11 protein-coding genes are annotated in these 12,348 nt (G+C 70.7%); 9 read left to right on the top strand and 2 right to left on the bottom strand.

Translation table 11 applies throughout. The annotated features are described in order from the left end of the window. The first annotated feature begins 46 nt into the window (after positions 1 to 46). The 4 genes from Actkin_RS12975 (at position 47) to Actkin_RS12960 (ending at position 4,457) form a co-directional block, all read left to right on the top strand. Positions 47 to 1,300: an extracellular solute-binding protein gene (locus tag Actkin_RS12975; RefSeq protein ID WP_258907363.1), complete on the top strand. Its 1,254-nt coding sequence runs from the start codon at positions 47 to 49 to the stop codon at positions 1,298 to 1,300. Positions 1,301 to 1,334: 34 nt separating this feature from the next. Further along, entirely contained in the window at positions 1,335 to 2,204 is an 870-nt protein-coding gene (locus Actkin_RS12970) for a carbohydrate ABC transporter permease (RefSeq protein ID WP_189212861.1), read from the top strand. Then, positions 2,201 to 3,076 (top strand): carbohydrate ABC transporter permease, encoded by an 876-nt coding sequence (locus Actkin_RS12965; RefSeq protein WP_189212860.1) that lies wholly within the window; start codon positions 2,201 to 2,203, stop codon positions 3,074 to 3,076. Before Actkin_RS12970 ends, Actkin_RS12965 begins: the two co-directional genes overlap by 4 nt. Positions 3,077 to 3,221: 145 nt before the next feature. Next, positions 3,222 to 4,457: a S8 family peptidase gene (locus Actkin_RS12960; RefSeq protein WP_189212859.1), complete on the top strand. Its 1,236-nt coding sequence runs from the start codon at positions 3,222 to 3,224 to the stop codon at positions 4,455 to 4,457. 47 nt (positions 4,458 to 4,504) lie between these two features. Here Actkin_RS12960 and Actkin_RS12955 read toward each other — a convergent pair whose 3' ends face one another. Both Actkin_RS12955 and icmF read right to left on the bottom strand, forming a co-directional pair. Beyond that, a complete protein-coding gene (locus Actkin_RS12955; RefSeq protein ID WP_258907362.1) occupies positions 4,505 to 5,356 on the bottom strand; it encodes a 3-hydroxybutyryl-CoA dehydrogenase in 852 nt (283 codons plus the stop codon). Positions 5,357 to 5,408: 52 nt separating this feature from the next. Continuing rightward, positions 5,409 to 8,636 (bottom strand): fused isobutyryl-CoA mutase/GTPase IcmF, encoded by a 3,228-nt coding sequence (icmF, locus tag Actkin_RS12950; RefSeq protein WP_258907360.1) that lies wholly within the window; start codon positions 8,634 to 8,636, stop codon positions 5,409 to 5,411. Positions 8,637 to 8,759: 123 nt separating this feature from the next. Between icmF and paaI the strand changes: the two genes are divergently transcribed. Genes paaI through Actkin_RS12925 form a run of 5 tightly spaced genes read left to right on the top strand, consistent with a single transcriptional unit; the run spans position 8,760 to position 12,283 of the window. Continuing rightward, positions 8,760 to 9,128, top strand: a complete 369-nt coding sequence (gene paaI / locus Actkin_RS12945; protein ID WP_258907919.1) for a hydroxyphenylacetyl-CoA thioesterase PaaI — start codon at positions 8,760 to 8,762, stop codon at positions 9,126 to 9,128. Positions 9,129 to 9,139: 11 nt separating this feature from the next. Next, positions 9,140 to 9,877 carry a precorrin-6A synthase (deacetylating) gene (gene cobF, locus Actkin_RS12940; protein ID WP_258907359.1) on the top strand — a complete coding sequence of 246 codons (738 nt, stop codon included), beginning with the start codon at positions 9,140 to 9,142 and terminating at the stop codon, positions 9,875 to 9,877. An 8-nt stretch (positions 9,878 to 9,885) separates the two neighbouring features. Beyond that, entirely contained in the window at positions 9,886 to 10,716 is an 831-nt protein-coding gene (locus tag Actkin_RS12935; RefSeq protein ID WP_258907358.1) for an ABC transporter substrate-binding protein, read from the top strand. Further along, entirely contained in the window at positions 10,677 to 11,543 is an 867-nt protein-coding gene (locus tag Actkin_RS12930) for an amino acid ABC transporter permease (RefSeq protein WP_258907357.1), read from the top strand. The genes Actkin_RS12935 and Actkin_RS12930 overlap by 40 nt, the downstream gene beginning before the upstream one ends. After that, entirely contained in the window at positions 11,540 to 12,283 is a 744-nt protein-coding gene (locus Actkin_RS12925; RefSeq protein ID WP_309569132.1) for an amino acid ABC transporter ATP-binding protein, read from the top strand. Before Actkin_RS12930 ends, Actkin_RS12925 begins: the two co-directional genes overlap by 4 nt. The last annotated feature ends 65 nt before the right edge of the window (positions 12,284 to 12,348 follow it).

Below are 12,348 nucleotides of genomic sequence, written 5' to 3'. Positions count from 1 at the left end.
TGCGATGAGGCGCCGATTCGGAACACGGCTTCGGGCCGTTGGCGCGGTGCTCGCCGCAGCCGCGCTGGCGGCCTGCGGCACGGCCGGTCCGGGCGCGGGCGGTGGCGCGCAGGAACCGGTCGTCATCTGGGCCCTGCAGGACGATGCGCTCAACAAGATCGAGCAGGACTCGATCAACCGCTTCGGCGCCGACCGCGCCAAGCTGGAGACCTTCGGCAACGACCCGTACAAGCAGAAGCTGCGGGTGGCCCTGGGCTCGCCGCAGGCCCCGGACGTGTTCTTCAACTGGGGCGGCGGCAACCTCAAGGAGTACGTCGACGCGGGCAAGGTCGCCGACCTGACCGGCCTGCTGGAGGCCAACCCGCAGCTGAAGTCGGCGTTCCTGCCGAGCGTGCTCGACGGGGCCAAGATCGGCGGCAAGCACTACGGCATCCCGATGCGCGGCATGCAGCCGGTGGTCCTGTTCTACAACAAGAAGGTGTTCGCCGAGGCGGGCGCGCAGCCGCCGAAGACCTGGGACGACCTGCTCGGCCTGGTCGACACGTTCAAGGCCAAGGGCGTCACGCCGATCGCGCTGGCCGGGTCGCAGGCGTGGACCGAGCTGATGTGGGCGGAGTACGTGCTCGACCGCATCGCCGGGTCCGAGGTGTTCCAGAACATCCGCGACAACGGGCCGCAGGGCTGGAAGGACCCCAAGGTCGTCGAGGCGATGACCGTGCTCAAGGGCCTGATCGACAAGGGCGCCTTCGGCGACAACTTCGCCTCCGTCGGCTACGACATCGGCGGCGCGTCCACCCTGCTCGCCCAGGGCCGCGCGGCCATGCACCTGATGGGCTCGTGGGAGTACACCAACCAGCTGAGCCAGAGCCCGGACTTCGTCAAGGCAGGCGACCTCGGCTGGGTCGCGTTCCCGTCCATCGCGGGCGGCAAGGGCCAGGCGGGCACCGTGGTCGGCAACGCGACGAACTACTACTCGCTGACCGAGGGCTCCCCGCAGCTGGAGGCCGCCAAGGAGTTCGTCTCCACCCAGCTGACCACGCCCGAGTACGTCAAGGCGCTCATCGACGCCGGTGACGTCCCCGCGGTCGCGGGCATCGAGGAGCAGCTCGAGTCCGCCCCGAACGCGGAGTACACCACCTGGGTCTACGAGCTGGCCAAGAACGCGCCGGTGTTCCAGCTCTCCTGGGACCAGGACTTGCCCGCCGACCAGGCCGAGTTCATGCTCACCCAGTTGCAGGAGTTCTTCCTGGGCAACCTGACCCCGCAGGCGTTCGCCGACTCGCTCGCCAACCGCGCCTGACCGACTGCCTGACCCACTCAGCGGAGACCAACTGATGACCACCGTCCGCCCGTCCCCGGCGTACGCGCTCCCCGCGTTCGCGTTCTTCGGGATCTTCGCCGCCCTCCCGATGGTCCTGGTCGTGTACCTGAGCCTGACGGCGTGGGACGGCCTGGGCACGCCCGCGTTCCTGGGCCTGGAGAACTGGTCGCGGCTGCTCACCGACGCCGCCGCGCGCGAGTCGCTGGGGCGGACGGCGGTGTTCATCGTGCTCACCTGGGCCGTCCAGACCCCCGTCGCACTGCTGATGGGGGCCTGGTCGGCGGGCAGGCAGCGCAACCGGGCGATCCTGAGCGCGCTGTTCTTCATCCCGCTGCTGCTGTCGACGGCCGCGATCGCCCTGCTCTGGCAGGTCCTGCTCGACCCGAACTTCGGCCTGCCGCAGTCGGTGACCGCGCTGCAGTCGATCGGCTTCCTCGGCGACCCGGAGATCGCGCTCTACACGGTCGTGTTCGTGGTGAGCTGGCAGTACATCCCGTTCCACGCGCTGCTGTACCAGGGCGCGGCCCGCAACATCCCGGTCGTGCTCTACGACGCGGCGCTGATCGACGGCGCGTCCCGCTGGGGCCGGTTCTGGTTCGTGACGCTGCCGCAGCTGCGCTACACGGTGGTGACCTCGTCGATCCTGATGATGGTCGGCTCGCTGACCACGTTCGACACCGTGCTGATCCTGACCAACGGCGGCCCGGGCACCGCCACCCGGATCGCCCCGCTCTACATGTACGACACCGGGTTCGCCGGGTTCCAGATGGGCTATGCGAGCACCATCGCGGTGCTGCTGCTCGTGCTGGGCACCGCCCTGTCGCTCATCACGATGAAGGTGACCCGCTTCCGCTCAATGCAAAGCCAGCAGGAGGGCCAGTGACCGCCGTGCAGATTCGACCCACGGTGAGGCAGGCGCCCCCGGTCCACCCGCGTCGACGCGCGCGGCCGAACCTGGTGGCGGGCGTCGGGGCCGCGCTGTGGCTCGTCGTGGTGATCGTCCCGCTGTACTACCTGCTCAGCGGGAGCCTGCGCAACCGGGGCGAGTACCTGACCGGCGACTCGCTCTCCCTGCCGGAGAACCCGACGCTGGACAACTACGCGACGGTGCTGGAGGGCGGGTTCGGCACGTACCTGCTCAACAACGTCATCGTGACGGTCGGGACGGTCGCCCTGGTGATCGCGCTGGCCGTCCCCTGCGCCTACGCGGTGGCCCGCAGCACGAGCGCCGTCGTGCGCTACGGCTTCACGCTGCTGCTGATGGGCCTGGCGATCCCGGCGCAGGCGACGATCATCCCGGTGTACCTGCTCATCACCCGGCTGCACCTCTACGACAGCCTGACCGCGATCATCCTGCCCACCGCCGCCTTCGCCCTGCCCGTGGCGACGCTGGTGCTGGTGAACAGCCTGCGGGACGTGCCGCGCGAGTTGTACGAGGCGCAGGAGCTCGACGGCGCCTCGCCGCTGCAGACGCTGCGCCACCTGGTCCTCCCGCTGGCCAAGCCCGCGGTGATGACCGTGCTGATCTACACGGCGCTGACGGCGTGGAACGGCTTCCTGTTCCCGCTGGTGCTGACCCAGTCGACCGACACGCGGGTGCTGACCCTGGGATTGTGGGAGTTCCAGGGCCAGTTCGGCGCCAACGTGCCCGGCCTGCTGGCCGCGGTGACGCTGTCCGTGCTGCCGATCTTCGTGGTGTACCTGATCGGGCGGCGGTTCCTGCTGACCGGCCTCACCGCGGGCTTCGGCAAGTAGCGCTCCCGGACCGGTCCCGTCCGGGAGCGGGCCGGTGGACCGGGTCGCCCCCCGCTCCACCGGCCCTTGCAACCGGTCCACAACCCGGTCGCAACCGCGCGCGGTTCTCCTTGCGGATGTCCCGATTCCCGCATGGAGGAGACCGATGAAGCTCACCCGCAGGCTCGTCCTCGCCGCGGCCGTGGCCACCGCGCTCGGCGGCGTCGTCAGCCCGGTGGCCGCCAGCCCCACCGGGCTCGCGCTCGCCGACACCGCGCCCGGGCGTGTCACCACCGCAGCCGAGCCGATCCCCGACAGCTACCTCGCCCTGCTCGCCGACGAGCAGGCGTCCGCCGACGTGGTCAAGCGGACCGCCGACGAGGTGGCCCGCCAGTACGGCATCGGCATCGTCCACCTCTACACCAGCGCGCTGAAGGGCTTCGCCGTCAAGGCCGACGCCGAGCAGGCCCGCAAGCTGACCGAGGACAGGCGCTTCCGCGGCATCTGGCAGGACGCCGAGGTGCGCACCACGGCGCTGCAGGTGCAGACCAGCCCGCCGTCCTGGGGCCTCAACCGCATCGACCAGCGGTCGCTGCCCTTCGACACCAAGTACCACCACCCGAACACCGCGCCGTCGGTGAAGGCGTACATCATCGACACCGGCATCCGCTACACCCACCAGGAGTTCAACGGCCAGGCCATCTACGGCATCGACACCGTCGGCGGCGTGTTCCCGCCCGGCAACGACTGCCACGGCCACGGCACGCACGTGGCGGGCACCGTGGGCGGCCAGACCGTCGGCGTCGCCAAGGACGTGCAGCTGGTGTCGGTCCGCGTGCTCAACTGCGCGGGCTCGGGCTCCTACGCCGGGGTCATCGCGGGCGTCGACTGGGTGACCAACAACGCGATCATGAACCCGGGCACCCGGGCGGTGGCCAACATGAGCCTCGGCGGCGGGACCTACGCGCCGCTGAACACCGCCGTCGCCAACTCCATCGCCGCGAACGTGCACTACTCGGTCTCGGCGGGCAACTCCAACAACAACGCCTGCCTGCAGTCGCCCGCGAGCACGCCCGCCGCGACGACGGTCGGCTCGACCAACAGCAACGACTACCGCTCCGCGTTCTCCAGCTACGGCCCGTGCCTGGACCTGTTCGCGCCGGGCGGGTCGATCTACTCGGCGTGGGGCAGCTCCGACACCGCCTACGCCACGCTCAGCGGCACCTCGATGGCCGCGCCGCACGTGACCGGCACCGCCGCGCTCTGGCGGCACCGGTTCCCCGGCGACACCGCGTGGCAGACCGCGGCGGCCCTGGCCGACAACGCCACGCCCGGCGTCGTGGTCAACCCGGGCGCCGGGTCGCCGAACCGGCTCCTCTTCATGGGCATGGTCCCGGCGTAGGGCAGGGGGACGGGGGCCGGGCCGGGTCGGCCCGGCCCCCGTTGTGCTCAGTACTGGTAGAAGCCGCGGCCGGACTTCTTGCCCATGAGCCCGGCGTCGACCATGCGCAGCAGCAGCGGCGGCGCGGAGTACAGGGGCTCCTTGAACTCCTCGTACAGCGAGTCCGCGATCGCCTTGGTGGTGTCCAGGCCGATGAGGTCGGTCAGGCGCAGCGGGCCCATCGGGTGCGCGCAGCCCAGGATCATGCCCTTGTCGATGTCCTCGGCGGAGGCGAAGCCGGACTCCAGCATGCGGATCGCGGAGAGCAGGTAGGGCACGAGCAGCGCGTTGACGACGAAGCCCGCGCGGTCCTGGGAGGCGATGACCTCCTTGCCCAGCACCCCCTCGACGAACGCCTTCGCCCGGTCCTTGGTCTCCTCGGCGGTCAGCAGCGACGGGACCAGCTCGACCAGCTTCAGCACCGGCACCGGGTTGAAGAAGTGCACGCCGATGACCTGCTGCGGGCGGGCCGTGGCCATGCCCAGCTTCATGATCGGGATCGACGAGGTGTTGGAGGCGAAGATCGCCTCGGGGTCCTCGACGACCTTGTCCAGGGTGGTGAACACCTCGGTCTTGACCGACTCGATCTCCGCGACCGCCTCGACCACCAGCTGGCGGTCGGCGAACTCGTCCAGCGAAGTGGTGAAGCGCAGCCTGGCCAGCGCGGCGTCGCGCTCGTCCGCGGTCAGCTTCTCGCTGCGGACCCCGCGCTCCAGCGACTTCTCGACCCGGGCGCGCCCGGCGTCCGCGGCGGCGCTGTTGACCTCGGCGACGACGACGTCGACCCCGGCCCGGGCGCAGACCTCCGCGATGCCCGAGCCCATCAGGCCCGATCCGACCACTCCGACGCGGCTGATCACCGGCTCCCCTTTCGTTCGGGCCCGCTTCTGGCGGGCCACGGCACAGTATCGCTCAGATATTGCGCCGGTACTGCCCGCCCACCTCGAAGAACGCCTCGGTGATCTGACCGAGCGTGCAGACGCGGGCGGCGTCCATCAGGACCTCGAAGACGTTCTCGTCGGTGCGGGCGGCCGCGCGCAGCCGGGCCAGCGCGTCGGCGGCCTCGGCGCGGTGCGCCTGCTGGTAGGCGCGGGTCCTGGCGACCTGCGACTCCTTCTCCGCCTCGGTCGCCCGCGCCAGCTCGATCTCGACGACCTGGTCCTCGTCGCCCTCCGGCGGCAGGAACGTGTTGACGCCGATCAGCGGCAGCGAGCCGTCGTGCTTGCGGTGCTCGTAGAGCATCGACTCGTCCTGGATGCGGCCGCGCTGGTAGCCGGTCTCCATCGCGCCGAGGACGCCGCCGCGGTCGGAGAGCCGGTCGAACTCGGCGAGCACGGCCTCCTCCACCAGGTCGGTCAGCTCGTCGATGACGAACGAGCCCTGCAGCGGGTTCTCGTTCATCGACAGGCCCCACTCGCGGTTGATGATCAGCTGGATGGCCATCGCGCGGCGGACGCTGGACTCGGTCGGGGTGGTGATCGCCTCGTCGTAGGCGTTGGTGTGCAGCGAGTTCGCGTTGTCGTACAGCGCGCACAGCGCCTGCAGCGTCGTGCGGATGTCGTTGAAGTTCATCTCCTGGGCGTGCAGCGAGCGCCCGGAGGTCTGCACGTGGTACTTCAGCTTCTGCGAGCGCTCGTTGGCCCCGTAGCGCTCCTTCATCGCCACCGCCCAGATGCGGCGGGCGACCCGTCCGATGACGGAGTACTCCGCGTCCATGCCGTTGGAGAAGAAGAACGACAGGTTGGGCGCGAAGTCGTCGATGTCCATGCCCCTGGCCAGGTAGGACTCGACGTAGGTGAAGCCGTTGGCCAGGGTGAACGCGAGCTGGCTGATGGGGTTCGCGCCCGCCTCGGCGATGTGGTAGCCGGAGATCGACACCGAGTAGAAGTTGCGGACCCTGTTGCGGATGAACCACTCCTGGATGTCGGCCATCATCCGCAGGCTGAACTCGGTGGAGAAGATGCAGGTGTTCTGGCCCTGGTCCTCCTTGAGGATGTCGGCCTGCACCGTGCCGCGCACGTTGGCCAGCGCCCAGGCGGCCAGCTCCTTGCGCTCCTGCTCGTCCGGCTGCCTGCCGTGCTCCTCGACGAAGGCGTCGACGCGCTGGTCGATGGCCGTGTTGAGGAAGTAGGCCAGGATCGTCGGGGCGGGCCCGTTGATCGTCATCGACACCGAGGTCGTCGGCGCGGTGAGGTCGAAGCCCGCGTAGAGGGCCTTCATGTCGTCGAGGCTGGCGATCGAGACGCCCGAGGTGCCGATCTTGCCATAGATGTCCGGCGGGGTGTCGGGGTCGCGGCCGTAGAGGGTCACCGAGTCGAACGCGGTGGACAGCCGGGTCGCCGGGTTGCCCTCCGAGAGCAGCTTGAAGCGGCGGTTGGTGCGGAAGGCGTCGCCCTCACCGGCGAACATGCGCGCGGGGTCCTCGCCCTCGCGCTTGAACGGGAACACGCCCGCGGTGAACGGGAACCGGCCCGGCAGGTTCTCCTTGCGCAGGAAGCGCACCAGGCTGGCGTCGTCGTCGAAGCGCGGCAGCGCCACGCGCGGGACCTTGTTGCCCGAGAGCGTCTCCCGCCAGAGCGGCGTGTGCAGCTCCTTGTCGCGGACCTTGACCACGAGTTCCTCGGCCCGGTACTGCTCGACGGTCTTCGGCCACTCCTCCAGGGCGACCCGGACGTCGCGGTCGACCTTCTCGGCGGCGGCCTCGGCGACGCGGTCGAGATCGGCGGACGGGTTGTCCTTGATGGCCCGGCGGGCCGTCTCCAGCGCCCGGTACTCGCGGACGGCGGCCACCTGCTCGTCGGTGCGGCGGTGGTAGGCGCGCACGGCGTCGGCGATGTCGGAGAGGTAGCGCTGGCGGGACAGCGGCACGACGCTGGCAGCGTGCCGGGAGGTCTTGGTCTCCACGCGCGGGAGCACGCCGTCGCCGAAGGCGACGCCCTTGGCCGCGAGGAGGCCGCGCAGCTCCTGGTAGAGGGCGGTGACGCCGTCGTCGTTGAAGGTGGCGGCGCTGGTGCCGTAGACCGGCATGTCCGACCACTGCGCGCCGAACGCCTCGCGGTTGCGCACGAGCTGGCGGGCCACGTCGCGGCGGGCGTCCTCGGCGCCGCGGCGCTCGAACTTGTTGATGGCCACGACGTCGGCGAAGTCGAGCATGTCGATCTTCTCCAGCTGCGAGGCAGCGCCGAACTCGGGCGTCATCACGTAGAGGGAGACGTCGACGAACGGCACGATGGCCGCGTCGCCCTGGCCGATGCCGGGGGTCTCGACGATGACCAGGTCGTGCCCGGCGGCCTTGCAGGCGGCGATGGCGTCGGCCAGGCCACCGGGCACCTCGGTCTCGGCGCCCCGGGTGGCCAGCGAGCGGAAGAAGACCGGGCCGCCCTCGATGCTGTTCATGCGGATGCGGTCGCCCAGCAGCGCGCCGCCGCCCTTGCGGCGGGTCGGGTCGACGGCGATGACCGCCACCCGCAGCTTGTCCTGCTGGTCCACGCGCAGCCTGCGGACCAGCTCGTCGGTCAGCGACGACTTGCCCGAACCGCCGGTGCCGGTGATGCCCAGCACGGGCACCTCCCGGGACCCGGCCGTCTCGGTGACGACGTCACGCAGGTCGTCGGGGATGCGGCCGTCCTCGATGAGGGTGATGGCGCGGGCGAGAGCGCGCTGGTCGCCCGCGAGCAGGGCCTCGGCGTCGACGTCGGCGGGCAGGGCGTGGTCGCAGGCCTCGACCATGGTGTTGATCATGCGGGCCAGGCCGAGGCGCTGGCCGTCCTCCGGGGAGAAGATCCGGGCGACGCCGCGCTCGTGCAGCAGGGCGATCTCGGCGGGCACGATGACGCCGCCACCGCCGCCGTAGACCTTGATGTGGCCCGCGCCCTCCTCGCTGAGCAGGTCGACGAGGTAGGTGAAGTACTCGACGTGTCCGCCCTGGTAGGCGCTGATGGCCACGCCCTGGACGTCCTCCTGCAGGGCGGCGGTCACCACCTCGCGGACCGAGCGGTTGTGGCCGAGGTGCACCACCTCGGCGCCCTGGCTCTGCAGGATGCGCCGCATGATGTTGATGGCGGCGTCGTGGCCGTCGAACAGGCTCGCCGCGGTGACGAACCGGACGGGGTTCGCGGGGCGGTGCAGCGGTGCGGTCATCGTCAGCCTCCTGCGGTCGGGTGACCCATTTAGTTTGACGTCCTACTGTCGGAAGGGCAACCAAGGTGTGGGCGACCTCATCGCCGTAGCATCACCCCGGTGATCCCCGAACCCGTGGTCCGCATGATGGCCGACGACACCGCGTCCACCGCACTGGGCATCGAGGTGGCGGGCGCGGGCCCCGGCTGGGCCGAACTGACGATGACTGTCACCGACACGATGGTCAACGGCCACGGCATTGGCCACGGCGGCTACGTTTTCCTCTTCGCCGACACCGCCTTCGCCTGCGCGTGCAACAGCCACGGGCCGGTCACCGTCGCCGCGGGCGCGGACGTGACATTTGTCGCTCCGGTGTACCAGGGCGACCGCTTGACAGCCCGCGCCACCGAGCGCACCCGCTACGGGCGCAGCGGCATCTACGACGTGACGGTCACCCGCGGTGACGAGGTCGTCGCCGAGTTCCGCGGTCGGAGCCGCACGCTCAACGGCTAAGTTCTGGCGCTATGCGCATCGAGGTAGTCGGGATCGGCGCGGGCGACCCCGACCAGATCACCGTCCAGGCCGTCGCCGTGCTGGGCCGGGTCGACGTGGTGTTCCTGCTGGACAAGGCGGACGCCGCGGGCGAGCTGATGGCCCTGCGCGAGGCGCTGATCAGCCGTTACGCCCCCCAGGCGCGGATCGTGCGCGGCGCCGACCCCGACCGCGACCGGGTGTCGCCGGGGTACACGGCGGCGGTGGACGACTGGCGGACCCGGCGCGCGGACGTGTGCGCGGGGATGGTCGGCGAGCTGGGGCCGGACGAGGTCGGCGCGTTCCTGGTGTGGGGCGACCCGTCGCTCTACGACAGCGTCATCGCGGTGCTGGAGGACGTGCGGTCGCGCGGGACGGACTTCGAGCTGGGCGTCGTCCCGGGCATCAGCAGCGTGTCCGCGCTCGCCGCCAAGCACGCCACCACGCTCAACCAGGTCGGCGGCGCGGTCCAGATCACGACCGGGCGGCGGCTGGCCTCGGGCTGGCCGGACGGGGTCGACGACCTGGTGGTGATGCTGGACGCGCAGTGCGCGTTCCTGGCCTATCCGGACGCCGAGATCCGCTGGGGCGCCTACGTCAGCACCCCGGACGAGATCCTCATCAGCGGGCGGGTGTCCGAGGTGGGCGAGCGGATCCGGCGCGAGCGGGAGGCGGCGCGGGCGTCCAAGGGCTGGATCATGGATACCTATCTCCTGCGCCGCCCGCGATGATGTCGGGCATGCGCATGACCGCCCTTCTCGGCGCACTCGTGCTCACCGCGTGCGCGCCGGTGGCCGAGCAGCCGACCCCGACCGGACCGTCCTGCGTGAAGGCGACGCTGCCCACGCTCACCCCGGGCACGTTCACCTTCGCCACGGACGAGCCGGTCTACCAGCCGTGGTACCAGGACAACGACCCGTCCAACGGCCGCGGCTTCGAGTCCGCCGTCGCCTACGCGGTGGCCGAGTACCTGGGCTACGACCGCGGCGACGTCGTCTGGACCCGGGTGCCGTTCAACGCCGCCATCCAGCCGGGCAAGAAGACCTTCGACGCCAACCTGACCGAATTCTCGATCACCGAGGAACGCCGCCAGGCCGTGGATTTCTCGGCCCCGTACTACGACGTTGCTCAAGCAGTGATCACCCTGAGTTCCTCCCCCGCCGCCGAGGTGACCACTCTGGAGGGCCTGCGCGCGGTGAAGCTGGGCGCCCAGGTCGGCACCACCAGCTACGCCGCCGCGGCCGCCCTGGGCGCCAAACAGGACGTCGCGGTCTACAACACCAACGACGACGCCAAGGCCGCCCTCACCAGCGGCCAGATCGACGCGCTGGTCCTGGACCTGCCCACGGCGTTCTACATGACCTCGGCCGAGCTGACCGACGGCAAGATCGTCGGCCAGCTCCCGCGCGGCAACGGCAAGCCCGAACAGTTCGGCATCGTGCTGGACAAGGGCAGCCCGCTGACCCAGTGCGTGTCCAGCGCGGTAGAGGCCCTGCGCGCCAACGGCATCCTCGCCCGACTGGAACAGGAGTGGCTGGCGAGCTCGACCACCGCGCCCGAGCTGCGGTGATCAGCGAGCTGCAGCGGGAGCGCCTGGCCTACCGGCGCTCCCGCGCCCGCCGCTCCACCCTGGTGGCGCTGGTCTCGACCCTGGTGTTCGCGGCGGCGGCGTACTTCGCGGTGACGGGCGCGCCGGGCTGGCCCCGGGTGCGCGAGTCGTTCCTGGACTGGGACGTCGCGGTCGCGTCGCTGCCGTCGGTGGCGGCGGGGCTGTGGCTCAACCTGCGGGTGCTCCTGGTGTGCGCGGTGGTGATCGTGGCGCTGGGCCTGCTGATCGCGTTCCTGCGCTCGCTGCGCGGGCCGGTGTGGTTCCCGCTGCGGGCGCTCGCCACGGCGTACGTGGACCTGTTCCGCGGGCTGCCGCTGCTGATCTGCCTGTACCTGATCGGGTTCGGCCTCCCCGGCCTGCGGCTCACCGGCGTCCCGAACGATCCGGTGCTGCTCGGCGGCATCGCGCTGGTGCTGGTGTACTCGGCGTACGTCGCGGAGGTGTTCCGCGCCGGGATCGAGTCCGTCCACCCGTCCCAGCTGGCGGCGGCGCGCTCCCTGGGCCTCGACCACCGCCGCACCATGCGCCTGGTCGTCCTCCCCCAAGCGGTCCGGCGGGTGACCCCGGCCCTGCTGAACGACTTCGTGGCCCTGCAGAAGGACTGCGGCCTCATCTCGGTCCTGGGCGCGGTGGACGCCGTGCGGGCGGCGCAGATCTCGGCGGCCACGGCGTACGACTTCACCCCGTACGTGGTCGCGGGCCTGCTGTTCGTCCTGCTGGCCATCCCCTCCGCCCGCCTGGCCGATCTGGTCGCCCGCCGCGCGGCCCGCAGGCAGGGGGCGCTGTGACCCTGCTGTCGGTACGCGGCCTGGCGAAGTCCTACGGCGGCCGCCGGGTCCTGGACGGGATCGACCTCGACGTCGCCGAACATGAGGTGGTCGTCCTCATCGGCGCCTCCGGCTCCGGCAAGTCCACCCTCCTGCGCTGCGTGAACCTTCTGGAGGACCTAGACGACGGCCAGATCGTCCTCGACGGCGTCGACATCTCCGACCCCCGCCTGAACCCCGACAGAGCCCGCCGCTCCATGGGCGTGGTGTTCCAGTCGTTCAACCTGTTCCCCCACATGACGGTGCTGGACAACATCACCCTCGCCCCCCGAGTAGTCCACGGCGTCCCCCGCCCCCAAGCCGAAGCCGACGCCCAGGCCCTCCTAGCCCGCGTAGGCCTGCCAGAGAAGGCGAACGCCTACCCCGACCGCCTCTCCGGCGGCCAACAACAACGAGTGGCGATCGCCCGTGCCCTCGCCTACCACCCCCGCCTGCTCCTCCTGGACGAGATCACCAGCGCCCTAGACCCAGAACTGGTAGGCGAAGTCCTCTCCCTGGTCCGCGACCTGGCCACCACCGGTCGAACCATCCTGATGGCCACCCACGAGATGGGCTTCGCCAAACAGGTAGCCGACCGAGTGTGTTTCCTGGACGAGGGCAGGCTGGTGGAACAGGGCCCACCGTCCCAGATCCTCACCTCCCCCACCCATCCCCGAACCCGGCAGTTCCTCCACCGAGTCATAGAAGCGGGCCGCCTCTAACCCCGACGCCGCCCCACCCCACAACGAACCTAAGCCCGTCCTGGCGTGCTGGTGGTGGCCTTGCT

Origin of the sequence: Actinokineospora sp. UTMC 2448, assembly GCF_024760565.1 — a bacterium.
Taxonomy (GTDB): domain Bacteria; phylum Actinomycetota; class Actinomycetes; order Mycobacteriales; family Pseudonocardiaceae; genus Actinokineospora; species Actinokineospora fastidiosa.
This window is presented reverse-complemented; position numbering and strand designations above follow the sequence as displayed.